Annotated in this window: 29 protein-coding genes; 16 read left to right on the forward strand and 13 right to left on the reverse strand. The window is 39.5% G+C overall.

Annotated features, from left to right (window positions below; all coding sequences use genetic code 11):
* Positions 1-41 precede the first annotated feature (41 nt).
* From AAC000_RS06290 to AAC000_RS06300, 3 genes are read right to left on the reverse strand one after another with little or no spacing between them, the layout of a single operon-like run.
* The gene (locus tag AAC000_RS06290; RefSeq protein WP_339721076.1) at positions 42-566 is read right to left on the reverse strand and encodes a hypothetical protein; all 525 of its coding nucleotides are present in this window, start codon (positions 564-566) and stop codon (positions 42-44) included.
* A 23-nt stretch (positions 567-589) separates the two neighbouring features.
* A complete protein-coding gene (locus tag AAC000_RS06295; RefSeq protein WP_339721078.1) occupies positions 590-1561 on the reverse strand; it encodes a zinc transporter ZntB in 972 nt (323 codons plus the stop codon).
* Between the two features lie 13 nt (positions 1562-1574).
* A complete protein-coding gene (locus AAC000_RS06300; RefSeq protein ID WP_339721079.1) occupies positions 1575-2195 on the reverse strand; it encodes an ABC transporter substrate-binding protein in 621 nt (206 codons plus the stop codon).
* A 118-nt stretch (positions 2196-2313) separates the two neighbouring features.
* Here AAC000_RS06300 and AAC000_RS06305 point away from each other — a divergent pair, with 118 nt between their 5' ends.
* The 4 genes from AAC000_RS06305 (at position 2314) to AAC000_RS06320 (ending at position 3701) form a co-directional block, all read left to right on the forward strand.
* Complete coding sequence (locus tag AAC000_RS06305; RefSeq protein WP_339721081.1) at positions 2314-2751, forward strand: hypothetical protein; 438 nt, start codon at positions 2314-2316, stop codon at positions 2749-2751.
* 261 nt (positions 2752-3012) lie between these two features.
* Positions 3013-3189, forward strand: a complete 177-nt coding sequence (locus tag AAC000_RS06310; protein WP_339721415.1) for a DUF1328 domain-containing protein — start codon at positions 3013-3015, stop codon at positions 3187-3189.
* A 44-nt stretch (positions 3190-3233) separates the two neighbouring features.
* Entirely contained in the window at positions 3234-3425 is a 192-nt protein-coding gene (locus AAC000_RS06315) for a hypothetical protein (RefSeq protein ID WP_339721082.1), read from the forward strand.
* A gap of 99 nt (positions 3426-3524) precedes the next feature.
* Positions 3525-3701, forward strand: coding sequence for a hypothetical protein (locus AAC000_RS06320; RefSeq protein WP_339721084.1), 177 nt, complete (start codon positions 3525-3527; stop codon positions 3699-3701).
* Positions 3702-3734: 33 nt separating this feature from the next.
* Here AAC000_RS06320 and AAC000_RS06325 read toward each other — a convergent pair whose 3' ends face one another.
* On the reverse strand, positions 3735-4136 hold the full coding sequence (locus AAC000_RS06325; protein ID WP_339721086.1) for a DUF2391 family protein: 402 nt from the start codon (positions 4134-4136) through the stop codon (positions 3735-3737).
* A gap of 166 nt (positions 4137-4302) precedes the next feature.
* Here AAC000_RS06325 and AAC000_RS06330 point away from each other — a divergent pair, with 166 nt between their 5' ends.
* Together AAC000_RS06330 and AAC000_RS06335 are read left to right on the forward strand one after the other, a co-directional pair.
* Positions 4303-5910, forward strand: a complete 1608-nt coding sequence (locus AAC000_RS06330; RefSeq protein WP_339721088.1) for a diacylglycerol kinase family protein — start codon at positions 4303-4305, stop codon at positions 5908-5910.
* 74 nt (positions 5911-5984) lie between these two features.
* Complete coding sequence (locus tag AAC000_RS06335) at positions 5985-7313, forward strand: DUF2254 domain-containing protein (RefSeq protein ID WP_339721089.1); 1329 nt, start codon at positions 5985-5987, stop codon at positions 7311-7313.
* A gap of 208 nt (positions 7314-7521) precedes the next feature.
* On the opposite strand, the gene AAC000_RS06340 is transcribed toward AAC000_RS06335, so the two are convergent.
* Complete coding sequence (locus tag AAC000_RS06340) at positions 7522-9468, reverse strand: S9 family peptidase (protein WP_339721090.1); 1947 nt, start codon at positions 9466-9468, stop codon at positions 7522-7524.
* Between the two features lie 202 nt (positions 9469-9670).
* Between AAC000_RS06340 and AAC000_RS06345 the strand changes: the two genes are divergently transcribed.
* A complete protein-coding gene (locus AAC000_RS06345; RefSeq protein ID WP_339721092.1) occupies positions 9671-9952 on the forward strand; it encodes an energy transducer TonB in 282 nt (93 codons plus the stop codon).
* Positions 9953-10034: 82 nt separating this feature from the next.
* On the opposite strand, the gene AAC000_RS06350 is transcribed toward AAC000_RS06345, so the two are convergent.
* Positions 10035-11123, reverse strand: a complete 1089-nt coding sequence (locus tag AAC000_RS06350) for a DUF1835 domain-containing protein (protein WP_339721094.1) — start codon at positions 11121-11123, stop codon at positions 10035-10037.
* A 550-nt stretch (positions 11124-11673) separates the two neighbouring features.
* On the opposite strand from AAC000_RS06350, the gene AAC000_RS06355 reads away from it, so the two are divergent.
* A complete protein-coding gene (locus AAC000_RS06355; protein WP_339721095.1) occupies positions 11674-11955 on the forward strand; it encodes a hypothetical protein in 282 nt (93 codons plus the stop codon).
* A 246-nt stretch (positions 11956-12201) separates the two neighbouring features.
* Positions 12202-12795 carry a DUF502 domain-containing protein gene (locus AAC000_RS06360; RefSeq protein WP_339721097.1) on the forward strand — a complete coding sequence of 198 codons (594 nt, stop codon included), beginning with the start codon at positions 12202-12204 and terminating at the stop codon, positions 12793-12795.
* On the opposite strand, the gene AAC000_RS06365 is transcribed toward AAC000_RS06360, so the two are convergent.
* From AAC000_RS06365 to AAC000_RS06385, 5 genes are all read right to left on the reverse strand, one after another.
* Positions 12792-15191 carry an MMPL family transporter gene (locus AAC000_RS06365; protein WP_339721099.1) on the reverse strand — a complete coding sequence of 800 codons (2400 nt, stop codon included), beginning with the start codon at positions 15189-15191 and terminating at the stop codon, positions 12792-12794. The two genes, AAC000_RS06360 and AAC000_RS06365, sit on opposite strands and share 4 nt — an antisense overlap.
* Positions 15184-16086, reverse strand: coding sequence for a VacJ family lipoprotein (locus AAC000_RS06370; protein WP_339721101.1), 903 nt, complete (start codon positions 16084-16086; stop codon positions 15184-15186). Before AAC000_RS06370 ends, AAC000_RS06365 begins: the two co-directional genes overlap by 8 nt.
* An 11-nt stretch (positions 16087-16097) precedes the next feature.
* Positions 16098-16622: a hypothetical protein gene (locus AAC000_RS06375; protein WP_339721103.1), complete on the reverse strand. Its 525-nt coding sequence runs from the start codon at positions 16620-16622 to the stop codon at positions 16098-16100.
* A 178-nt stretch (positions 16623-16800) separates the two neighbouring features.
* Positions 16801-17748, reverse strand: coding sequence for a mechanosensitive ion channel family protein (locus AAC000_RS06380; protein ID WP_339721104.1), 948 nt, complete (start codon positions 17746-17748; stop codon positions 16801-16803).
* Positions 17749-17809: 61 nt separating this feature from the next.
* Complete coding sequence (locus tag AAC000_RS06385; protein WP_339721105.1) at positions 17810-18001, reverse strand: CsbD family protein; 192 nt, start codon at positions 17999-18001, stop codon at positions 17810-17812.
* Positions 18002-18590: 589 nt separating this feature from the next.
* On the opposite strand from AAC000_RS06385, the gene AAC000_RS06390 reads away from it, so the two are divergent.
* Positions 18591-18749, forward strand: a complete 159-nt coding sequence (locus AAC000_RS06390; protein ID WP_339721107.1) for a YqaE/Pmp3 family membrane protein — start codon at positions 18591-18593, stop codon at positions 18747-18749.
* 32 nt (positions 18750-18781) lie between these two features.
* Positions 18782-19897 (forward strand): DUF748 domain-containing protein, encoded by a 1116-nt coding sequence (locus AAC000_RS06395; RefSeq protein WP_339721108.1) that lies wholly within the window; start codon positions 18782-18784, stop codon positions 19895-19897.
* Between the two features lie 2 nt (positions 19898-19899).
* On the opposite strand, the gene AAC000_RS06400 is transcribed toward AAC000_RS06395, so the two are convergent.
* The gene (locus AAC000_RS06400; protein WP_339721110.1) at positions 19900-20868 is read right to left on the reverse strand and encodes an endonuclease/exonuclease/phosphatase family protein; all 969 of its coding nucleotides are present in this window, start codon (positions 20866-20868) and stop codon (positions 19900-19902) included.
* Between the two features lie 166 nt (positions 20869-21034).
* Between AAC000_RS06400 and AAC000_RS06405 the strand changes: the two genes are divergently transcribed.
* From AAC000_RS06405 to AAC000_RS06425, 5 genes are all read left to right on the forward strand, one after another.
* Complete coding sequence (locus AAC000_RS06405; RefSeq protein WP_339721111.1) at positions 21035-22033, forward strand: mechanosensitive ion channel family protein; 999 nt, start codon at positions 21035-21037, stop codon at positions 22031-22033.
* A 223-nt stretch (positions 22034-22256) separates the two neighbouring features.
* Positions 22257-22571, forward strand: coding sequence for a DUF883 domain-containing protein (locus AAC000_RS06410; protein WP_339721113.1), 315 nt, complete (start codon positions 22257-22259; stop codon positions 22569-22571).
* Positions 22572-22580: 9 nt separating this feature from the next.
* Positions 22581-22997, forward strand: a complete 417-nt coding sequence (locus tag AAC000_RS06415; RefSeq protein ID WP_339721115.1) for a hypothetical protein — start codon at positions 22581-22583, stop codon at positions 22995-22997.
* A 15-nt stretch (positions 22998-23012) separates the two neighbouring features.
* Complete coding sequence (locus AAC000_RS06420; RefSeq protein ID WP_339721117.1) at positions 23013-23252, forward strand: hypothetical protein; 240 nt, start codon at positions 23013-23015, stop codon at positions 23250-23252.
* Between the two features lie 328 nt (positions 23253-23580).
* Complete coding sequence (locus tag AAC000_RS06425; protein ID WP_339721118.1) at positions 23581-23949, forward strand: hypothetical protein; 369 nt, start codon at positions 23581-23583, stop codon at positions 23947-23949.
* Between the two features lie 85 nt (positions 23950-24034).
* On the opposite strand, the gene AAC000_RS06430 is transcribed toward AAC000_RS06425, so the two are convergent.
* A complete protein-coding gene (locus AAC000_RS06430) occupies positions 24035-26368 on the reverse strand; it encodes a fatty acid cis/trans isomerase (protein ID WP_339721120.1) in 2334 nt (777 codons plus the stop codon).
* Between the last annotated feature and the right edge of the window lie 18 nt (positions 26369-26386).

Below are 26386 nucleotides of genomic sequence, written 5' to 3' on the forward strand. Positions count from 1 at the left end.
CAATTACATTTAGGCTTAGCAAGGTTGCGCTTGCTGTCGCTCTAGTGCCAAATAAAACGTAGTTGACCCATAGATATTTCAATTTCATCTGCGGCCCGCTTAGGTGAGAAAGAATTTAATTCCGTAAGATTAAACAACTCAATGTCCTCAAAATTGTTTATCAGGCTCTGTTTGATAATTTTCACCGTGGGTTGTGAGTCAACATAAGAGTCCTGTTCTATTTTAAAGCTATCTAACACTAGGTCTTCAAACAGATAAGACTCTAAAAATAGGTCAAATTTCATATCCCCTGTAAACACGAGTTTTGCAGAAAAATGTTGTTCGGCACTATTGGCTGAGACTGTCATCTGTAACTTAATAGTCTGATCTAGGGTATCAATCAGTATCTGTGGATCAGAAAATGTCGCTTGGATACCTTGGAAAGATCTATCAACGGGAAACTGCAATGCCAAGTTTCTATTAATTGCTTTGGCTTTAACCAGTTGAAACGAGTTTTCTACTTGGGAATAGGCTGATGAATTGCAGAGAATGCAAAGCCCCAGAACTAACACTATATGTCTTATCATGCGCTTTGCTCCTAATAAAATGCTTAAAACCACTTTTTCCATAACATGCCTATCAGCAACACTATGGCTACTATCACCATAGTTGAGGCTAAATAGAAAAATGCTTTAGGCTCTTCGGTTCCTGGTAATCCGGCGACATTCATACCAAATATGCCAGTTAAAAAGGATAAAGGTAAAAATATAGCGGTGACTAAAGATAACACATACATTCGCATACCTTGTTGTTCGGCAATGCGATTTCGCAACTCATCTTGTAATACCATGGCGCGCTCTTTAGCGAGATCTAGGTCTTCGACGTAACGAGTCATGCGGTCAGTTTGATCCCGTAACTCAAACCCTTGTTGCTGATTGAGAGATTTATTGAAACGATACATTGCATCAAGTGCATCCCTTTGTGGCGCCAAATAACGTCGAATAGCGGCGGCTTGTCTGCGTATCATCGACAGTTTAATTCTATCCCGTTTGGCTGATTTATCTAAGGCTTCAAATTCAGTTAAGTCTTCATCCAACACATCAACAGTTTCGCTGATCCTATCGGCAATTTTAGTAATAATTCTCAAGGCTAAGTCTAATGGAGACGAAGGAATATGATCTTTTTCAAGTTCTTCTTTAACGTCTTGCACAGATAACAATTGACGATCCTTACGTCTGGCAGAAATTAGGATGTTTTCGCCTATCCATAATCGTAAGGACACCATATCTTCTGGATCCGCATCAGGGTTATGATTAATGCCCCGTAAATACACCAGCATTCCCTCGCCTAACTGTATCGCTTTTGGGCGGGTTTCAGGGGTGCAAATGGCGTCTATAATTTCGTTTGGCAGGCCTAAACTTTGTAAACACTCTTTGGAATCTGTTGTATCAGATTGGATATGAAACCAATTAAAACCCGTTGAAATTGAAGCGTCGCTATTTTGCTCAATTGTCGAAACCTCAGCACCAATATTATTGAGTGCCCACAACATGGCCTTAAGTTTTGGGTCAGTATTGGGCATTGAGTTTTCCAGACTATTTAGCATTTTTAGGGGGCTTAGTGCTTTTTTCACGCATAAAGTTAATGACAGCATCAATGCCCTGCTGGCGGATAATAGGCGCAAATTCAGCCCGTTTTGACTGCACCATGCTGATCCCTTCAGCTATTAAATCAAAGGCTTTCCATTCGCCTTCTTTGTTACGGCGTACTTGAAAAGTGATGCTGATATCTGGTTTTCCCGCTTCTTTAATCACGGCTTTAACAGGTACTGTTTTTTTATTTTCGGTAGGTCGTGAGGGCTCGAACTCTACAATTTGATCAGTATAACTACTCAAGGCATTGGAATAGGTGGATAACAGATAAATTCTAAATTCTTCAAAATACAAAACCAATTTTTCACGGGGGATGTCTTTTGCTTGTGTACCCAATACACTTAGCGCCGCATAAACGTGATCAACGTGTGGCAACAACTGTTGTTCTACTATTTTTCCCAAGGCTTGTGGATCGCTTTCTATTAGTTTTTGATCTTGTTTCATCTTAGCGAAAGTGGCAGAAGCAACATCTTTAACAAACATATAGGGGTCGTCAGACGGTTGTCCTGAAGCTGCAAAACTAATCGTCAAAATTAAGATGGCTAGCTTTATCGATTTGAACATTGGGTAAATCTCCAAGGGTAATCCCTAGTATTTATATTGCGCAACATTGTACTATTGGTTGCGGTTTACTTGTATCAAAAAGGGAAACATTTCTCCCTTCAATTAATGAGAATTGTAATTGTCTGTAACTAACATCAGTAAAAAAAATCATTTTGGTAGTTTTGTGTATTGGTTTCTAGCCATAGTTTGTTTTGCCTTAGGTTTGTATTTAAGCAAAATTACTTGGTTGCATACTGAGTGGTTTTCTCGTTCAGGCTGTCTTGTAGTTGTGCTGGGGGTATGGTCTAGCATTGGCGTCGTATTTCATGAAAAACTGATTTCTAGACGGGCAAACTGGATACGTAATAAAGAATTGAGGCAATTGAAGGCTAAGTTTTTAGATGAAGCTGATATGACTTTGGGTATTGATCAGCTGAATGCTGATCACGATCAGCGCCTCAATCTCGCCATTCAGGACCTACGCCTGTCTATAGGTGTGCTTGAAATGTCATTGTTAATCAGTGGCACCTTAGTCTGGGGGTTTGGTGATCTGCTGGTTCAGGCTATGTTTCAGTAACTAAGCAATCTCAAACACTCAGTTTCCTACCTTGTATGTTTCCAAATCTCGCCTCTCTTCGCACCGTTACAATCAATGAAACTTATTCCTAGTCAGTGTGTAAATTTTTCACGTTGAGATTTTAGTCCCTGCAATACTCCATAATGGAATATCTATAAAACTCAATAAAAACAACTGCTTAACTGGTTTTTTGTGTTTGGCACAGATGTCGCATATTTAAAAGTGTCAAATCTTAAAATACAACAAACGGAGGAAACCACTATGTTGGGCTGGGCATTAATGTTTTTTATCATCGCCATAGTAGCTGCGGTTTTTGGTTTTGGTGGTATAGCAGGTGCTGCAACAGGTATCGCTAAAATCATATTTTTTATTTTTATTGTGCTATTGGTGTTATCACTCATATCAAACGCGCTAAGAGGAAAGTCCCCAAAAATTTAAGGGCACAAACTGTAACCATTGATTTTATATAAACGGAGAGAACCATGAAAAATTTTAAATACTTAACAACGACTATACTTGCTTTAACGGCTGTATTCGCTTTATCAGCTTGTGATGGAGAAGCCGAAGATGCGGGTGAGAAACTAGATGAGATCGCAACAGACGCGGGCAATGCAGTTGAAGACGCATGTGAAGATCTTAAAGAAGCTGCAAAGGCTGAAAACAAAGACTGTTAATCATTGACGCTTTGTATAAGAAAGGGCTTCTGGCCCTTTTTTTATGGCTGAGTTTACACCGAGAACCTATCAATAGTTGAGGGATTAGGAGAGTAGCAAATGTTATTAAAAGTATTCATTGTCATTGTGATTGTCACAGTCGGCTTTTTACTCAGTGTTACTAGCCTAGGTAGCGGTGGTTTTATCACTACTTTTTTAGTGGCATTTGGGCTTTTTAGCGTGATTGCACTAGTTGGGCTGATAATGTTTGCAAACAAAAACAAACCAAAGGAATAATCGCTTAGTGCCGTTGGTTGCGTTACTGATGTTTTATTCTTTATCGAAACTGTCGACAATAATGGCACCTAAAGAAGCCGGCATTGAAATGATGACTAGCCTTTTTAGAGCTATCTCTGGTTGTTCGATAATGGGCAATTTATCTAATGCTAACAGCACTAAACACACCACAACTAGGGTGATCAGATAAGCCAGCACTATTCTGATGATGTAGCTGGCAACACGGTATTTAATGTTACTTTGAAAAAGGCTGAAGTAAGTGTAGTGAGTCAGGAAAAACAACGATAACCCACAGAGCAATATTAAGTTTGTCAGTGGCAGTGTCTCAGCCATTTTCCACGCTTCTTGGGTAAAAGCGATAGGCATCGACATCGCAAAAGCCCCAATTGCAATTTGGCTTGCGTCTTCACTATTAAAATATAATTTCGCCGACATCTACTAGTCCTTCTGTATTGGTTTTTAAAGATTATCTCAGAGGATAAAAAAATATGTTTAGAAACCTGCACATTAAGGTGAGGTTTTTCAATCACTATTATTTACCAGTATAGATGTACTACCTGTTTGTTAAGCGTTCTTAGGTAGATAAACAAGGAGGACAAAAATGGCGTTTAGTTATTATTACATTGTGGCGGCATGTTTAGCATTTTTAGCGGGGATCTATTCTCCAAGCATGTACTTCAGTGTGGTTTGGTTTTGGATAGGTGGCTCGCTTTCTGCTGTTGCCATCGCCTATGTTTTTGAGCGACCTGAAATATTCAGGAAAAAACATGACGGCTCTATTCCTTTTTATATTAGATGGTTGTTTATCCCATTTCTTTTTGGGGTTCAGCTCTATAATACTTGGGCTCGTAAAAATGATTCAGTGCCTGCCATACAAAAAATACAAGACAATTTGTTCCTAGCTTGCCGATTATTTCCATCTGACATGGAGGAGCTGAAACACCATGGTATCCGCGCTATCTTGGATGTAACTGCTGAGTTTGATGGATTAGATTGGTCAGCTACGGAGGCCAACCTTCATTATCTAAATGTACCAGTACTTGATCATCAAAGTCCTACATCTGATCAACTAGTGCATGCCATTAATTGGTTAAACACACAAACAACTGAGCACCCAGTAGTGATCCATTGCGCCTTAGGTAGGGGGCGATCGGTTTTTGTGATGGCGGCTTATTTACTCAGTAAATACCCAGAATGGGACATCGCTAAGGCGCTGGAAACGATTCATGGCGTTAGGCGCACTGCTGGACTGAATCGCAAGCAGTTAAAAGCCTTAAAAAAAATTCAGGCTTCTGGGATCCTGTCTATAAAACAACCTTTGGCTATTATTGCTAATCCCGTCTCTGGAGGCGGCAAGTGGCAAGACAATAAAGACGAAATCATCCAACGTTTGTCGGTGAAATATGCAGTGTCAGTTTTCGAAACTAAAGTTGATATTACGGCCGAAAGCCTCACTCAAAAAGCCATAAAGAAAGGTCATAAGGTAGTAGTGGCTTGTGGTGGAGATGGCACAGTTTCAGAAGTGGCCTCTGTCGTGACTAAAACAGCGAATATTTTGGGAGTGATCCCTATGGGAACCACTAATGCTTTTAGTCATGTATTACATGGCACGGGATCAAAAGTGTATCCCATTGCTTTATGTTGTGAAGCGATTATTGCAGGTAAACCTAAAACTATTGATACCGCTTTGTGTAATGACGAGTTGGTATTGCTGATGGCAAGCATTGGGTTTGGACAGAAAATGATAGAATCGGCAGATCGCCAAGAAAAAGACCTTGGTGGGCAATTTGCGTATCTAAAAGGTTTGTGGAATGCAGTACAACTTGATGAAACTTTTCATCTGAAAGTTAAGTTTGATGAAGCCCCTGAATTGACTATTGAAACAACAAGTTTAGTGGTCGCCAATGCTGCGCCATTTTCTACTGTTCTCGCACAAGGGGGAGGGGGTCCCAACATTGCTGATGGCCTGTTAGATATCACTTGGTTGCCTAGCAACCATTCTGTATCCGCTCAGGTGTTTAATTTAGCCGATTTGGCCTTTAGTGGCTTGGCTGGGGCAGAGGTTAACCCTGATATTCAATTTAGGCAAAGTAGCCGGGTTCGAATTTCTAGTCATTCACCACTAAAGTACATGGTAGATGGCGAAAACCGTCAAGCCGATGCACTTATTCTGAAGGTGCAACCAAGCTCACTTAAAGTGATGGTTTAGATGCTTTATTAAAACTGCAGAAAGGCGCAATAGGTCTTTTAATGGAATTAAGCTTATAAAAACAGAGTGATGTGATGCAATTTAATATTATCAAATATGCACCAATAATAGAAAAAGCACGTACCAGCTTTTGGTTTGTCCCTAGTTTTATGGTGTTATCTTCTATAGTACTGGCCTGCTCTGCGGTGTACATTGATGCTTTTTTTATGGCGCGTTATGATCTTAAGATCCCCATCATATATAGCATTGATATTGAGGCTATTCGTTCTTTGTTGGGAACAATTGCAGGGGCGATGATTACCGTAACTAGCATCGCTTTTTCTATCACTATTGTTGCCTTAACCTTAGCTTCTTCGCAATTTGGTCCACGTTTACTGCGAAACTTTATGATGGATACTGGCACGCAAGTCGTACTGGGTTCTTTTATCTCGAATTTTTTATATTGTATCCTAGTATTTTGTGCCATCAGTTTTCAAGAGCCCTACACTTTTAAACCTGGATTGACTGTGATTATTGCAGTGATGATGACATCTATTAGTGTTGGTGTTTTGATTTATTTTATTCATCATGTGGCTAAGTCTATTCAAGCAGATGTAGTAATTGACGATGTTTATCGAGAGCTGCAAAGTGGTATTGCAAGTCTCTTTCCTTGCATTCACAAGCAGCCAGAAACCGCAAAAACTGAAGACTCAACCACTACTGCTTTTACACTGGGTACCCAGCAGTTTGATGTTTTAGCAAAGTGCAGTGGGTATATACAGACCATTGAACAGGATGCACTGTTAACCCTTGCGACTGAAAATGAAGTGCAGATTGAGTGTAGGTTTGGCCCCGGAGATTTTGTTGTAAAAGATTCCGTGATAGCGGTTGTTCATGCAGATAATACAATGCCTGATACCATAGTTAATAACACGTCAGATAAAATAGTGTTGGGAGCATATAGAACACCAGTTCAAGATCCTGAGTTTGCCATCCATCAATTGGTTGAAATTGCTTTGCGAGCGCTTTCTCCTGGGATTAACGACCCCTATTCCGCAATTACATGTATCGATAAACTTAACTCTGTATTGTGTGAGCTCACCAATAAAACGTTTCCGGCAAAGCAGCATTATGACCAAGCTGGCAATTTGCGTTTAGTATGTAAAGTTTTAACCTTTGAGAATATTGCCAGCGCAGCATTTGAACAAATCAGGCAACAAGCCAATAATAATGTCGCCGTCACCATCAGGCTACTCGAGTCTTTGCATAACTTGATGAGGTTTGCCCAAAGTGACGAGCAGCAACAATTTGTTATACGCCAAACTAAAATGATACAAGAACAACAAAATAAACAACCTCTAGCCGAAGACGATACAAAAGCCATTAACGCTAGGATTGCGTTGATTTTTTCAGTCTCTAAATAAAGATAATGCAACTTGTAGTTAGATGAGCTGTTTTGTGTATTTTGGCAAAATGATTTGAGTCTTAGGGTTATTTTTTACTTTATTGTGGGGATTTATATTTAAGCGGGTAAGTTGGTTCGTTCTTCTGCAATTAGGGTATTGGCCACAGATAATTGCCATAAAATAATGGCGCAGCGCAATGACACTGCTCCATTATGTTTTATTAGGGTTATTTTAAGTGTTCTTCAAAAAAATCCTTCATCAATTCCATGGCATGAATTCGGTTTGTGGCATCGTCTAAGAAGTGTGTGCCGTATTCAAATTCTTTATATTTGACGTCTTTGCCTGCTGACTTTAGCTGGTCATACATGGAATTAGACTGGCGGTAACTCACACGGGTGTCTTTCTTACCATGAATAAGTAACACAGGCTTTTTAAATTTGTCTGCATGATAATAGGGGGAAACCGCCTCAATGTCGGTGTCATCATCATTTACTGCATTATCAATATAATCGAAATAGCCTAATCTTCGCCACATTGTCATTTGATCTGCTAAGTCTGAAACACCAGCAATACTGACTATGCAGTCAAACAGTTCAGGTGTTTGGTAACCAGCCACCAAAGCGGCGTAGCCACCATAACTGGCTCCTGCTATACAGGCTTTGTCTTTATGCACTAATTCAGTAGCCAATAACCATTCATAGGCATCTAACAAGTCGGTTTGCATGGTCTTTCCCCATTGATGGTAGCCACTGGTCATGTACTCATTGCCATAACCAGTCGAGCCGCGGAAGTTTACTTGTAATACCGCGTACCCTTCATTCGCCATCATTTGCACATAGGGATCAAAATATTGATAATCTCGAGCAAATGGGCCACCGTGAGGAAATAAAATAACCGGTGGTTTTTCGACACCGTTTGGCAAGGTGATGTATCCATATAATTCCATGCCGTCTCTAGCGTTGAACGTAATGGGGGTTACATTAGCCAGTGATTGACCCTCAAGATAAGGGAACTGACTAAACCAAAGACTCAAGCTTTTTTTATTCTTATCGAACAGATAATATTTGACTGGGCTAGAGTCACTTATTGCAGAAATAATGTATCGATTTTCGTCTAGGCTATAGTCATAAATGTTACTCTGTAAACCACTTTTAGACAGTAGTCCAGCCAACTGGTTGCCGATATTTTTTTGCTCTGAATCCCAATAAACGCGTCGCACAAAATTATCAACGTAGGTATAACCAATGACATTCATTTCAGTATGACTTGGTTTAAAAATCACATCGGTAATATCAAACTTTCCAGGCGCTTGTGCTACAAGTTCAGAAAATTCGTTCTTCTCGATATCGAAGCGCCAAAGTGCGGTTTTATTTAACTCATGGTCAGACAATAGCAGCAGAGAATTAGTTTCTTTTTCATACATGATAGGATCAAATGTTTCTGATTCAAAAGGGGTATAGGTTTTAATCAGTTTCCAATCAGCGTCTTGATTTTCTCTGATGTAGACGTATTTAGTTTCATTTCGAGCCCTATCGCTGCCACCAATTGCCAGTAAAATTTCACCATTTTTGTCGGTGATCCAGTTGTTTATCCTGTTGCTGTTAGCAATATGTTTCTCAAATTTCCCATCATTCACATTCACTTTATAAACGGACGCATAGTTGCCATCTCTCGAATCCCTAGTGGTGACCAGAATGTGGTCGGCATCATTGGGTAAGATATTCAGTAAGCGAGGACTGTTAAAATAGAAATCTAATTTGGTGGTTTTGGTGCTAACCCTAGCGTTCACTGAGCGGCGCATTTCAAAAACGTTTTTAGCTTCAAGATCTGCAGAATATAGATGTGTGGTTCTTAATTTTAAGCCTTCATAATCGTAAGGTTGGCTTACATTAATGAGTAGCCTTTTATTGTTAGCCCAATTAATACTTTCGATGCGATATTTTTCACCACCCAAAGTAACCAGTGCTTTTAAATCTTGAGTGCCAAACGGCATGACCACAACTTGGGTTTTTTCATTACTGTTATAAATTCCTGCCAGATGTTCACCATTTGGTGAAATGACAGGATTTTGTAACATCGGCATTTGATTGAAGTATTCTAGTGGTAAGGATTCAGCATGAAGGGCACTGATTGGTAATAGTAAAAATAAAGTGATTATAAGTTTGCTGTACATATCCCTTGAGTAACTCCGTATTGTCGTTTTTATTAGGTTTGTTTTTTACACATTCTATTGATAATAAAAATATAATCAACTTAGGCCAGTTATTTTTCATTTAGGATTTTGATAGGTGATTTTTTTTAGGAAACTGGTATTTTATGGTATCTGTGTAGATTGCTCGCGCCATTTTAAAACATTCGTTTACAAAGGATTGCTAATGAAAAACCTAGCCTTAATACTCTCGATATTACTATTGATTACTTCTTGTACCTCTACAACAAATACCGCTTTAGACGGTTTTGTACAAATGTCTTTTGACATAAATGAACAAGGAGAACCAGGCAATATTAAAGTCTTAATTTCTGAGCCTGATAATCGTTTTGATGAAAAGGCAATAGAAGCCTTAAGTAAGTGGCGATACAGTCCTAAGATAGTGGATGGCGTGGCTATTTATCAAAAAGACTTAACAGTGCAATTGAACTTTAGAGAGGACAAATAAAATGAATGGAACAACTTTGTTAAGCTCGAATACAAGGCTCATTGTTGCTTCTTAACAGTCTGGGAAATTAAGGTTTTTACAATCAATCACCATTAAACCTTTGTAAAAATAATGTGTTGGTTTTTTGATGATCCCATTGCCACTGTGCGGTTTTTCTACAATGGATCCCGCCCACCCAATAATCTTGAATAAAGGTGGTTTCGCCATTAATACAGGCGATACCTTGCGCTGTGATGGATACCAACTGTTGCTCCCAAGCACTTGCTTTATTCTCAATGTTGAACAAAGGTTTTGTGTTTTTTGTCAGAGGCAGTAATAAAGCGTAAAACATCACATCACCTAAAAAAGGCAAAGGTTCATTTTTTTGATAGTCGGCAAACCAAGCATTGATTGTTATGGGCTCACATCTATCAAACAAAACTTGCAGCGCGATAGTTTGTGTCAGGCTCAAGCCTGTAGTTCGGTTGGGTAACTCTTGAAGATGTCGTGTAAGTGCATTCGACATATTTAGTAAACAATCAATTTCGTTTTTTTGTAATAACTCAACCAATAAAGATGGTTTTGAGTAAGTTAGTGCTTGCCAACTCTTGTGGGCGCTAAGCATCATTTTTGCAGTGACGGCTTTGCGACTTTGCCAACAAGAGCGGATTGCTTCCGCAGGTAATTGTCCCAAACCTATGAACCTTTCTGTACCAGGAAACTGATTGATTTCGATGATCTCAATCTCCTTATCAGAGATGTGCACTAGTTGGGTTAAGGCATAAACCAACATGAATTGGTCGTAGCTATCATGCTCGACCCAAAAAACAATCCTTTGGTATTTGTCACTAAGCAGCGTCACCCTATTTTGGGTTTCGGAATCAATAATATTGCTCATTTCCTCCTCGCCACTGCGCCCTATTATTGGAAGTATGTATTGATGCACATATTTGGCTCGCCTTACAATAAAGTCTTTTTTTGAAGCAGGTAATGGACCTATACATAAAGGATCTATCAAAGCTAAGAAATCTCCCTTAAAGCCCGCTTCTTTTAATAATCCCTGGATGTCGTGGCCGCAGCGCACATGAAGAGTACAAGGGTCACTGTCTAACGGGGCATGATGCTCAATGATAGCTTGACGGTGTTGCTGTAGTATTTTGATATGCTGTTTGAGTTTGCTCCAAGATGCCACGCCAAGCTCTCGTGCTAGCGCATGCTGAACATCGGCGAGTTGTATGTTATCTGAATTGATTTGGGGGAACGTGGGGTGAAACTCAGCAACTTTTTGTATAGCTAATTTATCGCCATTGTGGATCGCATTTAAACGTTTTGTAGCAATAGAATTTTTGTTGCTTAAGATCTATAACAAAGCTGTTTGTAGATTGCATATTTTCATCACTTATATAAGTTTGGTTTTCGCCTAATAGAAAAAGGGGGTAAAAAATCAAATTTTTCTGCAAACGCAGCTAATGTTGATATGCCTTATATAAAGTGCTTTGAACCAATGATGGATGCTTCATCTTGGCTAATTCTAGCCTACTAATGAGTGATACACACTTCAAGATAAAATGGGTCAACTAGAAACTGGGAGGACCCCAAGCTTGGGAAACAGCAATATTTGCCTTTTGTTAAGGGATTTAGTTAACTGTGGATTATATTTGATATTTAAAAAGTCATAATTACCTAAGTAAATCAAAGGTAAAAATTAAAAATGCTAATGATAAGTGTTAGGTGTATTTAGAATGATGAATAATTTTCGAGTATTTTTGTCAGTCTGTATATTTATAGTCAGTGCATATTTTATTGTAGATCTGATTATTTATAGCTTCGATTGGGTCTTGTTATTTTTCAGTCTACTGGCTTTTGTTTGTGCCCATTATTTATGGCCACCAAAGTATGATGGTGAAAGTGCGTGGTATGACGCCCTTGAAGTGCTCATTGAATTTCCCTATAGAGCCATTGCTTTTTTCTTTAGGGGACTTGGTAAAGCTTTTAAAGATGGAGATCTAGACTTGGATGTGTAACTACTCATCCTCTAACTACGTTAGCCGTAAAAGGGCAAGGCTGTTGCAATTGTGTTAGTATGTACTGACATTCTGAAAATTCTTATTCATACATTTCATTATTTTAAGTCGCAGGGAAATTAGGAATATAGTCCCGTTATTTATGTGCTTATTTACTGCTTAGCCTTGAACATAATGTTTAGCTAAACGTATTCTCAAGTGTTTTAATATCAGCTTGATTACTCTTATTTGATTGATGGACACCTAGTGTTAAGAAAAATATCTCTATTGATAGTGCAAGGGTTGTTAGCACTTTTACCTATAACCCTTACTGTGTATTTTTTGGTGTGGTTGGTGACAACCATAGAAACCAGTTTGACGCCTCTTATTCCATCACAATTTTACTTCCCGGGTCTGGGATTAATATTAGGGTTAGTGTTTTTGTTGGTGGTGGGATTAGCGGTCAATGCTTATGTGATTAGCTCGGTTATTGCATGGAGTGGAAAGTTATTTGAGCGTATCCCTGTTATTAAAACCATTTATGGGGCCATCCAAGATGCCGTTAATCTGATTAATATAGGTAAACGCCAAAAGATGCAAAGTGTGGTGTCGGTCAAAATTACCGAGAGTATTCACTTAATTGGATTTGTCACTAGTCATGAAAGCGCCAAAATATTATTTAACAATAATGAGAAGCTCGGTGTGTATATTCCACTGAGTTATCAAATTGGTGGCTATACCCTGTATATCGACAGCGACCAATTGACTCCTCTTGATATAGACGTCGAAAAAGCCATGCGAATTGCCCTGACTGGCGGCAGTGTGACTAATGCCAAAGCCGCCGCAAAATCAAGTGACTAGTTTGGTTTAGCCACCGCTGGGGTAATAAAACGGGTTAACAGTGCAGGTAATAGGGTTAAGTCTGTGATTAGGGCAACGACCATTGCCAATGCAGTGAGTAAACCGAACAGCATGCTGGGCACAAAATCAGAAAACGCTAATAATGCAAAACCGACACAAATGATGACTGTGGTGAATAACATCGCGTATCCCACACTAAAGTAGGCCTGCTTCACGGCTTCTTTAGGTTTTGAGTCTCCATGCAAATAATGGTGTACAAAATGTATGGTATCGTCCACTGCAATACCCATGGCTATGGCAGCAATAGTGATAGTCATCAAGTCTAAGGGAATGTTGGCGTAACCCATCACGGCCAGTATAACTAAGGTACAAATCACGTTTGGCACCAAGGCAACGAGTGCCACTGATAGTCGTTTAAACAGCACCCACATCACCAATAAAAGGGCGATATAGACTATGCCTAAGGTCAAAATCTGTGAGTTAAATAAACGCTGCAGTATGTCCTGATAGAGCACAAATAAATTGGTAAATTGATATTGATCTTCAGTAAATCCATTGGTTTTAAGATCCGCTCGCAAATTTTCTAGGTATTCTTTGCGATTAAATCCCTCAGTACTGTCTTTTACTCTGCTGCTGAGGCGTAATTGCTGATTGTCTATTGAAAAATAACTACCCAATAAGGTCTCTCGCAAATTTTCATCCACTAAGCGGTAAATAGCGGTGAGTTCGTATTCAGTCAGAGGGCGACCTTGGTTCAATTTCATGGCCAATTCTGTGAAGTTAACGACTGAGGTAGTGTTGCCACTTGCAGGATATTGTTTGAGTATGGTTTGTGCCACTTGTAATTGTTGGATACTTTTAGCACTTAATGCCAAGTCTGTTTTTTGCATATCTGCTGGAATATCAATAATGATATCGAAAGGTGTTGAGCCACCAAACTGTTGATCAATAAAGGTTAATTCTTGATGTACTTGGGTGTCTTGGGCAAAGTAGTTTAAGAAACTGTTTTCGACGCTGAGGCGGAATAACCCTAAAATGGCGATCCCAGTGACCACCACAAATAATACAATTACTTTGCCTGAGTGTTTTAGGGTGGTAACAGATACCCATTCAATAAAGTTTTGACTTAGTTTGTTGGGCGCAGCTTTTTGACTGCGAGAAAATAAACACAATAATGCCGGTAAAAATATCAATGACAGTCCAATGGACACAAACATGGCAATGATCATCATCCAACCAAAACTCACCACTGGTTGAATACCACTAAAAATAAGTGAGCCAAAACCTACCGAAGTGGTGATACCTGCATAAAAACACGGCTTGATTTTTTTTCGCAAGGTTGCACTGACCAATTGAGCTTGAGAGGCGTCGGGGTCATCGTTGGCAAGTTGTCGATATTGCACAATTAGATGCACACATATGGCTAAAGTAAGAATGAGTTGTAAGGCGATAAAGTTTGAAGAGATAACAGTAGTGCGCAGATCAAAAATACCAAATAGCCCCATAGTCATGATCACACTAGTCACACAACAAGCGATTGGAATAATCACCCAGCGCCAGCTTCTAAACAAAACAAACAACATTATACAAATGGCGAGGCCAATGGCACTTCCAAATAATTTCAGATCTGCGCGGATAATATTAATTAATTGGTGACCTAAAACGTAGGAGCCTCCCAGGTAGACGTTGGCGTCACTTTTGACCATAGCGGCGAAGCCATAGATTTGTTCAATTTCTTGCTCTCGCTCTTTGTTTAATTTTTGTCGAATAGGATCGGCTTGTGCTTTAAGTTGTTCTACTTTTGTGGCGTCTTGTTCGGTAAATTGATCCGTTAAACGTTTTTTATCAAGGTTAATTATCTTTGTTTCGATTTCGATTAATGTGGGATCTTGTTTAAAGATAATTTGAATAGATGTGGCCGACATTTTTTGATTAACCAACAAGTCTGTAAAAATAGGATGCTGATCAAATATTTGGCGCATTTGCTGGTGGCTAAATTGTTTGCTTTGCCAAGTCCAGTCTGCCGCGACTAGCTTGGGATCTAGCTCGCTCATTTGTGATAGCAAAGGCACATTTAATATGTGGGTGACACTTCTTACTCTTGGTAAGGTTTTTAATTTTTTAGATAAGGCTTGGATATCTTCAAAGGTTTTGTCGCTAAATACGTCATGCTGTTTGGGTTCGTAGGCTAATAATATAAATTCGTCAGGAGAAAACCTTTGATTCATTATCTGACTTTGAATATAGAGTTTATTGTCTTTTACCAGCAATGTTTCGGCTGACGCATCGATTTTAAAATACTGAACAAACCAACCTAGGCATAGGGTTAACAGCAATACAGATATGACTGTTATTAGCGGTTTTTGTGTTAGCCATAGAGTGCGCTGATCAATCATGAGTTTGGCCTTCAACTGTTACTGTTGGGTCAGATGGCTCTGGCGTTTTTTCCTGATAGTTTTGATACTCTTTATCTCGCAACAGCGATTGCATATACATATTGCGAAAAAAAACATAAGGGTCGTCGCTTTCTTTGTACAAGGTCTCATAACTTGATGCTCTAGGAGAAAACTCATGAAATCCATCATAAGCCTGAATATATTGAGTTTGAGGTGGTTCTGATACGAAAGTCACCGGAGCAAAAGTGGATTCGGTTAAAGTCGAAACGCCATTTCTCACATCACTTTGCCCAAGTATAGGAAGTACGATATAAGCGCCATAACCTACATCCCAAGTGGTTAATGTATCGTTTAATGTAGCCCTATGGGGTTTAATCTCAAACCAGGCATTTGCTGGATCAAAGATCCCCAATACACCTAAGGTACTATTGATTATAAAGCGCCCTAAACTACTGCCCATTTTTTTGCCGTTAGCCTGTAAAAGATGATTAATAGCATTTAAAGGTTCTCGTAAATTGCTGAAAAACTGACTCACAGCGACTTCAGCTGGGTCGGGCATAATAGCGGTGTATCCCTTGGCAAGAGGGTTAAGTACCCAGGTATATACGACATGATTGACCGCAAAAATAGGGCGATTAATGGATTCAAAAGGATCGTCAAATTGTGTTTCAGAATAGCCAACCACTGTAGGGGTAATGGCAACCACCCCATTTGAGGTTTTTACCTCAATGGCTGCCTCACTTTTAATCACGGGCTGGTCTTGTTCTCTACTCACGCCAGTTTGAAATAGCTGACTTTGCCCTTGTTCAAGTTGGTTTTTACTTGCGCAACCCGCTAACAAAGTCAATATCACTAGCAAGACTAGGGAAGACCATTTACCGCGATTCAGATCCATTTTTTACTCCTTTATTTAATATTTTGACGCATATTTGTTGCCAATTCCTTTGCATTAAATGCAGAGCTTGGATCTGGCGCCTCGCCTTTTCCCATAGAAATTTGCAAACTGGTGCTTACCTTCCCATCCACTACATAGGTTTCGAGTCTGGCGCCAGAATAACCCGGGGTGACATAACTCGAACAACCTAACAATCCACATTGACGCACAACTTGGTTTGATGCTGTACCAGAAACTAACATTTCTGAGCGCGTTTTTGTTTCTCTATCGGTCTCGCTGGTCAAGATAGTAAACCAGTCGTAACCTTTTTGGATTGTAAGTTCTGCTGCTCTGAGCATAGCGTAATCTTTAATACGTGATGCTTCGGTAAAACGATTACCAACAAATTCAATTCGGTGTTGAGTATCGGTTAATTGAGTTTGAGTGTAACCAAATTCGTTTTCTGCGGATGTCGCTTGATAGCGGGTGGCTTGAGGTGCGGCACAACCCACCAATATCAAAAAACAACTTAAGGTAAAGCCAGTAAAATAATGCATAGAGTTCCCCGGTTTGATTGACATGAATGTCACATCGACATTCTTTCGGGGATATACAATCAAGAACTAAGCCAAAGCATAACTATATGTAAAATATAGTTATTTTACGGTGATTGTTGTAAGCCGTAAGATAACTCAGTAAATATTACATGGCTTAATTGTATAAATGTTATGAATTTCAAGTTGATTCATTACTAGGAGCAGTATCACTTGTTTTATTGTTATTTGTAATAGAGTTGGCTTTGAGCATTGAATTTAATTTCACTCCCCCTTTGGCACCAAAGTCCAAAGTGCGAATAGGAAAAGGTATCAAGATATCTGCATTCTCAAGGGCTTTTTTAACGCCAATGACAGCTTGATGCCTTGCCTGCATAAAACCTGTCTCACCGGGATAAGCAATCCAGAACCACAGCAGTAGATTAATGCTGCTGTCACCAAAGTCTTTGGCAAAAACTGCGGTTTCTTGCTTTTTGATAACAAAGTCATACTGATTAATTTGCTCTACTATGACTTCTGCTGCTTTTTCTGGATCATCCGCGTAGGATATACCTACAGGGATCTCTATACGCCTGAACCCGCTAGTCGAATAATTTGTTAGGATATTTCTGAATAATATCTTGTTGGGTATCACTTCCAACTGACCAAAAAATGTTTCTACTAAAGTGTTTCTTAAATTAATTGTTTTAACTGTGCCAAACACTTTGTCAGCTTCAACTACATCGCCTATTTGAAAGGGTTTACGGATCCCCATAGCGATACCCGCAATCAGGTTTTCGGTCATGTCTTGGAATGCAAAGCCAATGGCTAAACCTACAATACCTGCACCAGCGAGTAGCGATGTCACTGTACCTGTTAACCCTAAGAAGTCTAAGGCAATAAAGATCCCAGCAATGAGTACACACATTTTAAAAATGGAGGCTAATAAGTTGGCGATCTGCGGAGACTCTAATGTTTTTAGTAAAACTTTTTTCATTGCCTTGCCAGCAATTCTGGCGATGATAGAAAAAGTAATGGCGATTAATATGGCGACTATAAAATTGGGAAGATGCTTTATGCCTGCTTCTAGCCAGCTTTCTAGTTTGTCGTTAATTAAACTCCAAAATTTTTCGATTTTTAGTAGTTCCATGACAGATCTCTGATGTTTATAAGAATGGAGCAGCGCTAAGCAGGCTTAGCGCTGTGTTTGTTTAAGCGTGACTTTTGTTAAATATTTTCTCTGCTTCATCTTTGGCCATGCCGTACTTCTCTTGCATCTTCCCTTGAAACTTTTCCAAGTTGCCATCAATTTCCTGAAGGTCATCGTCTGTAAGTTTTCCCCAATTCGCTTTGAGTGAGCCTGATGCTTGTTTCCATTTACCTTTCATAATGTCATTGTTCATCTCATTTCTCCTGTTGATAATTCGTTAAAAACAGTCAGCTCGTTCAAGGCTGAAATTTTGATTACTCTATACTGCACTCAAGTTCAATCAAGTCCCATGCCATCGAATTAAGTAATTGAAATATATGTAAAAAGTAAGGAGTTTATGTCGCAGGGATTGGTAAGTCTTGTAAGTTTTACAAGGTTAAGTGTCAACTTTTCTCACTATAAAACTAAATTCAGCGAGTCAACTTGATAGCCTGTTAGGGTTGTTTTTATAAGGCTGTTTAGATGGTTGCGCTATTACAATGTATAGACTTAAGTTTGCAAAGTAAGGTTATTGCGTAAGCAACGTTAAGTAAAAGTTACATTCATTTTGAATAATTGCCCTAGTCTCAGCTTATAGGTGGTGATTGATTGGTACTGAAATTTTGCTTGTTAGTCTCAATAAAATACTTCTAATTCATATGCTTAGCTTGTTCGTTCAGATAGGGGGCGCCGCTGGTACAACAATTGCTGTTGCTGTTATGTTCGAGGTAAAACTAAGTTAGTGGCCAAGGCCATTTTTTAGACTTGAGCTTGTTATTGCAATTTTATTCTGAGGACAATTTATGGATATTTTACGTATTATTCTCGCTGTTTTATTACCCCCTATTGGTGTTTTTCTACAAGTAGGTTTGTCTAAAACGCTATTGCTGAACATCTTGCTAACAATCCTCGGGTATCTGCCTGGCATCATTCATGCTGTGTGGGTGATAGCTAAAAAGTAGTTATTAACTTCTACATTTAACGGAAAACAGTAATGAATTGGTATCAATCGTTTAAGCTCTCTCGCATCATTATGATCTGCCTGCTTGTAACTTTAATTCTTGCTAGGGTCGCGGCTCCAAGTATTCTTACTTGGTATGCAAACCGTACAATCGAAAATACTCAAGGGATCAGCGGAACAGTGGCCGATGTCGATTTGGCGCTAATTTCTGGGTCTTATAGTATATTCCAAGGCAACATTCGACAGACCGGAGATGGCCAAGAACTTCCGTTATTTGTTTGGGAGCGAATGGATATTTCAATTTTATGGAGTGCATTATTACAAGGTGAGTTAGTGGCTGAAATTGTTTTAATTGCACCACAGATAAGCCTGTACGACAGGCCTCAAAATAAGGTATTTGAATCTGCAGCGGTAACAGACCAGAAAACCTGGTTAGGCTTAGCCCGTACATTGAGCCCCTTTGCAATTGATAAACTGACCGTAAAGAATGCTACTTTTAGCATGGATGCTGAATCGAAGCTCAAACGTTCTAGATTTACAGTGCAAAACATTCAGCTCACTGTGACTCACATTTCCAATTCAAAAGAAAAGGATAATATCGCCCAAGTGGTGTTGCAGGGGGATATTCAGGATCATGCCAAGCTTTTGATAAACGGCACTTTTGATCCCAATACCCAAGAACCAACCTTTGATATCAATCTTGAAATGGCTAAGTTACCCGTCTCTTACATTGATTCTCTAATGAAATTTTACGCGCCTTTTGACTTTGAAGCGGGTCAGATAGATTTAGCCTGTGAGTTAAAGTCAATTGAAGGAAAAGTCACAGGCTATGTTCAGGCCGGGATTTATGAGCTAGATGTATTCTCCTGGCATGAAGATGTAGTCGAGGATGGCGATAATCCCATTCGACTCATGTTGGATATCGTTGGCGGGGCGTTGGCTACTTTATTTGAGAATGATAATAAAAAGTTATTAGCAACAAGAGTGCCGATTTCAGGGGTATTAGATAACCCTAATGTGTCTACGTTTGATGCACTTCTAGGAATACTGAGAAATGCATTTGTTGAAGCCTATAGCCTTAAAGTGGAAAACTCTATTAGTAGCTTGAAAGCGCCTTCAAAATCCGAAACACAAAATAAGCCAAGTTAATTTTAGTTTTCTAAGTAAACCAGCTCGCTTAATAAAGGAAAGTGGTCGGAGTCAATAGATGGCAGTCTTTGGATACTAGCCAAAGCAAAATGTTGACTATGGAAAATATGGTCAAGTGGCCAACGCATAACAGGGTAATTTGCATGGAAGGTGTTAAACATACCTCGGCCTATTCTTGGGTCTTGTAGACCACTAATACGTCTAAAGGCTCGGGTCGTTGGTGACCAAGCTACGTCATTTAGGTCTCCAGTGACAATGGTGGGTTCTGTATTGTTGGCAACCTCTTTTGCTATCAATAATAATTCCTTATCTCTAGGCTTAGCACTGTCGTTCTCAGTTGGGCTGGGTGGGGCAGGATGCAGAAAATGACATTTAACTCGGCGCTCATCTTTCATTTTGAGATAACAATGCATAGAAGGTACGCCTTCTTCAATAAGATCCATTACTTTTACATCCTCCAATACAAACTTGCTGTATAGATGCATCCCATACAAGTTGTCCAAAGGACGGTTCACTCTATATGGGTAATCGGAATGAATTGCTACTAATGCATTTTGCCACCAATCATCTGTTTCAAGTGTGATGACGACGTCGGGTTGATGTAATGAGATCAAATCAACGAGCTTTTCAGAGCTGTGGTTTGTCATCAATACGTTACTGGTTAAAATTTTAATCGACTGAGTAGAGTCTGTTGCCTGTGCTTTAGGAACTTGTTTGGGGTATAAGGACGTGTAAGGAAATATCCAAGCCAGTTGATAAATGGCGACTAAGGCATTGGTCATTACCAAAACGATCTGCAGTAGTGGCGAGGTTATATACAAACTTGAAGCTAATACACAAATTGTCAGAAATGCAATTTGTACTCTAGGAAATTCCCATACTCGGCACAGCCAATGGTTGGAAGGTAGCAATGGTGCCAATGTAATGCCAAGCATAGTGACAGTGAGTATTATTATCAAAGCTTCCAACATTTGACCCTTAAATTACTTCATAGATTCAGTATGCAGCTTACCTTTGATAGATAACGCAGTCATTTTAAATTCAGGCTAAATTAGGCATTAAATTTGCTTTGTTGAATCTACATGTAAACCATCAGGTTTATCAAAGTAGTCCCATAAGTACACCGAGGTAGATGATATGCAAACCCAATTAGTACTTGATGATCTGACTCAAGTGACTCAAGTCGTTATGGAAAAGTTACCTTCTATATTATTAGGAGGATTGATATTCGTAATATTTTTCTGGCTATCAAGGCCTATCGCAAATTTTCTGACAAAACCTCTCGCGAAAGCAACTACTAGTAAACTGATCCAAATGGTTATCCGCAGAACCATGAGTTTACTGGTTGTGCTCATTGGACTGTACATTTTATTGCGTCTAGTCGGTCTTACGCAATTTGCCGTAGCGCTGCTCAGTGGAACTGGAGTAATTGGACTAATTATAGGGTTTGCTTTTAAAGATATAGCCGAAAATTTTCTATCCAGTTTACTACTGAGTGTACAACGCCCCTTTAAATTGGGAGACATCATAGAGGTGGAAGGATATTTAGGTGTAGTGAAAAAAATGACTTCCAGAGCCACTACCTTAGTTGATTTTAATGGAGATCACGTGCAACTCCCCAACGCTACTATATATAAAAACGCGATACGCAACCTGACTGCCAACCCTTTTATGCGAGGTACTATTGATATCGGAGTGGGATACGATACTGACTTTGACCATGCTCAATCTTTGGCCATGAATATTATGTCATCTCAACCCGCGGTGTTGGATGATCCCGCGCCTCAGGTGTTAGTCAGTTCTTTGGGTGCATCTAGCTGTAACTTAAAGCTGTTTTTCTGGGTAAATAGCGAAATTGATAGTCAACTAAAAGTCGCATCTGTTTTAATGAAAAGGCTAGTATCGACATTTCTAGCCGAAGACATTGCTATGCCTGATGATGCCCGTGAGCGGATCATATTAAATACTGACGCTTCTCGTCCAGAAGAGTCGTACAAAAAGCACTCCAGTTTTGTGGACAATAGCAAGCAAGACGCAATAAAGGCCACTAACGATGATACCAGTAGCGACCATGATGAGATAAGAGAGCAAGCTGCTCAGGCTAGAGATCCAGAGGAAGGTGAGAACATTTTGTAGTGCGCTTATTTTAGTCGTATGACGTAATTATTGCTGATGACTGTGAATTATTTACATTCATTTATTTGTTACTAGCTTTGTTATGTTAACGAGTTTTTTGTAACAGATTGATTTTAAAGGAGTTGGTTTTGTTTTTGTGGTGTGGCATAGAGGTTGCTGTTCTTAATTGACTAGAGTGGAATACATCGCTTTAGATAACGTTTTAACTAATTTGGAGAGCATTATGACAACCTCAACAGGCACAAAACCTAACTCGAAACTTTCTAAAAGTAACTCAGGTACACCTATTGCAGACTCAATGACTGAAACCCTCCATGAATCCGTGGATACCTTATCTGGTCATGCTGTAACGGCTGAGCAGAAATTGCGTAACACTGCAGCATCTTCTGCAGAAACTATGGAACAGAAACAGCAACAAGTTAAACAATATTGGGAGCAATCCGCTGTGGGCAAATACACAAAAGAAAACCCAGTTGCTACTGCCGGCATAGCTTTTGCTGCAGGCATGTTATTAACTACTTTCCTTAGAAGAAAATAGTTAATCTATATGACTTCCACAACACAACAAACACCCCATGAACGAGGGGCTTCCAAGGCCAATGAAGCGACTGTATCTGACGTTTTATTGGCCTGGGATAAAGTATTTCAGGGGCTGAAAGCATACTTAAGAACTAACGCAACTGTGGTTGCAGCGGATTTTCAACTCTCTATCAAAGCTATTTTAGTCACTTTGATTTGTCTTTTAGTACTTATTGCCTTAGGAATAGTGGTTTGGGTGAGCTTAATGGTTGGCATGACATATGGCTTAACGTCATTCGGTTATCATTGGTTGTGGAGTCTGCTGTTAGTTCTGGTGATTAATCTAGGTGCATGGCTTTTTACAAAGAGAATTCTGAGTTCAGCGATCAGTTCTATCAAGATGACAGCAACCGCTGATTTGCTGTTTACTTCACAAAGCGAGTAGCTTGGGGTGAATATTGTGTTTGATCCGATGAAAAAACAGAAGTTGAAATTACAGCAAGCGAGCGTTAACGCTAATCTTGCTAAACAGTATTCAATACGACAATTAGAAAATGCCAAATCTAAAAGTGAGTCCTTTATCTCATCCCCTACTGGTATTGCCAGTATGTTTGTAGCGGGATCAATAAAGGGCGCCACTACTGATGTACCCAAACCTCCTGCTTCTATTATTCTCTCAATGTTACTCAAGCTTTTTTAACTGCGAATTTAATGACTTAGTTTCGGCTCAATTCTGCAAACACATCTGCCAGAGTTGAGTTTTTTTATTGCTCTGAATTTTCGAATGTTAGGGTGTGTAGGATTTACTCAGGAGCTTTGAAAAAATTACTTTATTGTTTACTTGTAAACGCTCATATTCACAAGAAAATCCTCCTTACCCAGATCGAATTATATTCAATAGAAGGCTTTGGCCCAGTCAATTCGGTGTTTCTAAGATTTATTTGCGGTGATTTGATTCTGTTCCTAGGTTGGTATCGTTTCTGCAATAGCTTCTACGTCTAGTCATCATTTATTGTAGGAGCTGTATTGTGAAATTTTTAACTCTTTTCGCCGCTATTATTTTAACTATTGTTACTTCTGCAATGGCAGTATCACAAACCAATAATCCTGCACAGATTGAGCCCATGCCTGCCAGCATTGACAAGCTAAAAATCGCACTCGCTACTGCCGATCGCGGAAAAACAGATAGAAACAGTGTGTTGCGTTTAGAGCGAGCTGAATTTTACTATTCGAGTGCGGTTGAATATTACAAAGCAAACTGGAGGGCAAAAGCTATTGATTACGCGCAACGGGGAAGGTTGTTAGTAGAGCTACATCAACGCTCAGTTGAATTACCTGGCTTTTATAGGCCAGAACTAGCTAAAGCTCAACAAGCCAATTACAGGAGAGAACAATAGCGGTTACTAAACTACCTTAATCATTAAATGACTAAGGTAGATTAACTGACGTTCTAAGACAGGATAATTCTATTGATTTTGTGACTTATCGATTCTCTAATCTATTAAAGTCGAGGACACCAAATTCTAAGGGGTTTAGCTTTTCATAATACTGATGCATAGCGTCTGAAAATTCCCAAAAATTTGCTGAAGTACGGTATACCGCATAGTTCTCTCTGAGCACTTTATAGTCTTGCTCTGAACTTAACCCACTGATGGCATTTGCAAAATCTGCCAGCTGAGTGGTTGTCACAGTAAAAAATGCATTGGGATGTGAGGTCATTAATCCTGGCGCTATAGTCATGCTGTCTTCTTCAGGCAATCGTCTGTCATCTTCACCAAATAAATGTGAAATATTGTTATAGGCGTTATGGCGCAGTAACGTATAAAACACAGTCTTCTGATTGGCGACATCAGTTATTCTGACAATTGATGATTGCGGGACAAGTGATGCACTGAGCCCTGTGACCTTATTAATCTTTTGCAGTGCATTTAAAACGGGCTGCTGATTTAAGCCACTAGTGAGGGCATGACCTTGATTGGATACCTCAGTAAAATGAGCCTGTATTTTTTGATACAACTCATCTAAAGGTTGTTTGGTTTGGTAACCAATATTGGTTTCAACTGATGCTTGATTCGCATCATATACATATTTTTCGACTTCACTTACGGAGCCGCGATACCATTTCTGTCTTATTTTTTCGCGGCTTTTCAGAGGTAAAAAATTAAGAAAGTGAAATTCACCTTCCATCCGCAAAAAATCCATATACATTCTGCTATTTAGCTGATGACCAACGTTGCCGTATACGTCGTATCCTGCAACAAGCAAATAGTGAATGCGTTCAAACAGCGGATAGGTCAGCACCCAAGCTGTTTGAGGTTTCTCACCAACCAAACCTTTTACGACACTAGCGGCATCGTTATGGCGAAAAATGGTTAAGGTGGCGTTATCGTTTTCTCCCTCACCATCCCACAAAAGGTCGAGTGTGACGTCGATTTTATTTTTTAAATGTTGTTCAATAAATTTAGATTTGGCCTTTAAATATTCCTTTTCTTTTGCGGCATAGGTTAACCAAGATGTGGGTAATGCATTACTTTGGGCTTCTGCTGGCAGGGAAATATTTTGTCTAGCCTGTTGCATAAATTGATCGTTATTTTCAACAAACTCTAAGTCAGGTGAGGCAAAAAACACCCAAAAATGATCGTTAATTACATTGAGGGCCATCTGGCCTCTGCAAACAGGACCTTTGATAAATTGCATAATGGTATTTTGCGCTTCATCCAACATATACCTGTATCTCGTCTTAACAGGGATTTGCGCAAAAGTGATAAAAGGATTCGATGCTTTCTCAGGCTGATAAGAGGGAAGGGCGTTAACCTCATAATCAGCCTTTAAAAACCATTCTGTCCAGCGCCGCATTCTTTCATCGTCAAGTGTGATTGGCATATGAGATTTATGAGCGATACTTTCCTGTACAGGTTGAATACGATAATAAACTCGGGACACCTTGGGATCGTCGAAAGGTCTGCGGGTATAAATACCTTCTATTGGTTGACCGGGCTGGGTGGCAGATCTAACAAGTTTAAAAAAACGTTTCGGTGTGGAATCCGCAAAGGCTAAGTGAACCAAAAACAAATGTTCAAATAGATAACGGCTCATTAATTGTGCTTTATGACTGTCTTGGTTTAAAAATGATTCCCACTTATCAACAAATTCTTGGGTCTGTTGTGTGATTGGCTGCAGTTTAGGTTTTGTGGCCCCATGAGTTATCCAATCCAAAAGAAGTTGATGTTCTGCATTATCAATATTAGGCAAACCATAGGGCATACCCCATAACGGATAGTCAGTTGCATAATCATCAAACTCTTTGTTGGTAGGGCATTGATAGTCACGATTTAAGTCCAACTCAAATTCTTCAGGTAATAACCTTTGTTTGGGAAGTGGATTCGCTTCCTTTAGCAACAATATTTTTGCCATAAGACTGTTTTGTTGATTGTCGTTAGTCGTGCCAGCTGAGTCAGAGAGTACTGGGAAAAAGTCTTTTTTACGCCATTGTTCAATACTATGACCGTCTTCAAAAAGTCGAGAGAGATTAGCTTCAAGTAGACGTTCACCATCATAAACAGCTTCTTTATTGGCACCACGTGTTAGACCTTCAAATGACCCAAGTTTTAACTGGCAAGGGGCATCGTAACAAGCATGACAAACCACACAGCGCTGCTCAAGAATGGGTCCAACATCGTCAGAGTAATTGGAATTAAGGTGGCTTTGTGGCACGGGGAGCGGCTCATTGTTCTCTGATAAATAGAGTTGTGTGGCAATACACATGCCTGCAATGAAGCCAAGGGCTAAGATGATTGTGAGCAAACGTGAAGTCATAACTAATCGATAAACCTA

This window comes from uncultured Paraglaciecola sp. (genome assembly GCF_963977085.1).
Classification (GTDB): domain Bacteria; phylum Pseudomonadota; class Gammaproteobacteria; order Enterobacterales; family Alteromonadaceae; genus Paraglaciecola.

Bases quoted from the DNA above. Each gene is read 5' to 3' on its own strand.
- AAC000_RS06290 (WP_339721076.1), bottom strand. From the start codon at position 566: ATGATAAGACATATAGTGTTAGTTCTGGGGCTTTGCATTCTCTGCAAT.
- AAC000_RS06295 (WP_339721078.1), bottom strand. From the start codon at position 1,561: ATGCCCAATACTGACCCAAAACTTAAGGCCATGTTGTGGGCACTCAAT.
- AAC000_RS06300 (WP_339721079.1), bottom strand. From the start codon at position 2,195: ATGTTCAAATCGATAAAGCTAGCCATCTTAATTTTGACGATTAGTTTT.
- AAC000_RS06310 (WP_339721415.1), top strand. From the start codon at position 3,013: ATGTTGGGCTGGGCATTAATGTTTTTTATCATCGCCATAGTAGCTGCG.
- AAC000_RS06315 (WP_339721082.1), top strand. From the start codon at position 3,234: ATGAAAAATTTTAAATACTTAACAACGACTATACTTGCTTTAACGGCT.
- AAC000_RS06320 (WP_339721084.1), top strand. From the start codon at position 3,525: ATGTTATTAAAAGTATTCATTGTCATTGTGATTGTCACAGTCGGCTTT.
- AAC000_RS06325 (WP_339721086.1), bottom strand. From the start codon at position 4,136: ATGTCGGCGAAATTATATTTTAATAGTGAAGACGCAAGCCAAATTGCA.
- AAC000_RS06330 (WP_339721088.1), top strand. From the start codon at position 4,303: ATGGCGTTTAGTTATTATTACATTGTGGCGGCATGTTTAGCATTTTTA.
- AAC000_RS06335 (WP_339721089.1), top strand. From the start codon at position 5,985: ATGCAATTTAATATTATCAAATATGCACCAATAATAGAAAAAGCACGT.
- AAC000_RS06340 (WP_339721090.1), bottom strand. From the start codon at position 9,468: ATGTACAGCAAACTTATAATCACTTTATTTTTACTATTACCAATCAGT.
- AAC000_RS06345 (WP_339721092.1), top strand. From the start codon at position 9,671: ATGAAAAACCTAGCCTTAATACTCTCGATATTACTATTGATTACTTCT.
- AAC000_RS06355 (WP_339721095.1), top strand. From the start codon at position 11,674: ATGATGAATAATTTTCGAGTATTTTTGTCAGTCTGTATATTTATAGTC.
- AAC000_RS06365 (WP_339721099.1), bottom strand. From the start codon at position 15,191: ATGATTGATCAGCGCACTCTATGGCTAACACAAAAACCGCTAATAACA.
- AAC000_RS06370 (WP_339721101.1), bottom strand. From the start codon at position 16,086: ATGGATCTGAATCGCGGTAAATGGTCTTCCCTAGTCTTGCTAGTGATA.
- AAC000_RS06375 (WP_339721103.1), bottom strand. From the start codon at position 16,622: ATGCATTATTTTACTGGCTTTACCTTAAGTTGTTTTTTGATATTGGTG.
- AAC000_RS06380 (WP_339721104.1), bottom strand. From the start codon at position 17,748: ATGGAACTACTAAAAATCGAAAAATTTTGGAGTTTAATTAACGACAAA.
- AAC000_RS06385 (WP_339721105.1), bottom strand. From the start codon at position 18,001: ATGAACAATGACATTATGAAAGGTAAATGGAAACAAGCATCAGGCTCA.
- AAC000_RS06390 (WP_339721107.1), top strand. From the start codon at position 18,591: ATGGATATTTTACGTATTATTCTCGCTGTTTTATTACCCCCTATTGGT.
- AAC000_RS06395 (WP_339721108.1), top strand. From the start codon at position 18,782: ATGAATTGGTATCAATCGTTTAAGCTCTCTCGCATCATTATGATCTGC.
- AAC000_RS06400 (WP_339721110.1), bottom strand. From the start codon at position 20,868: ATGTTGGAAGCTTTGATAATAATACTCACTGTCACTATGCTTGGCATT.
- AAC000_RS06405 (WP_339721111.1), top strand. From the start codon at position 21,035: ATGCAAACCCAATTAGTACTTGATGATCTGACTCAAGTGACTCAAGTC.
- AAC000_RS06410 (WP_339721113.1), top strand. From the start codon at position 22,257: ATGACAACCTCAACAGGCACAAAACCTAACTCGAAACTTTCTAAAAGT.
- AAC000_RS06415 (WP_339721115.1), top strand. From the start codon at position 22,581: ATGACTTCCACAACACAACAAACACCCCATGAACGAGGGGCTTCCAAG.
- AAC000_RS06430 (WP_339721120.1), bottom strand. From the start codon at position 26,368: ATGACTTCACGTTTGCTCACAATCATCTTAGCCCTTGGCTTCATTGCA.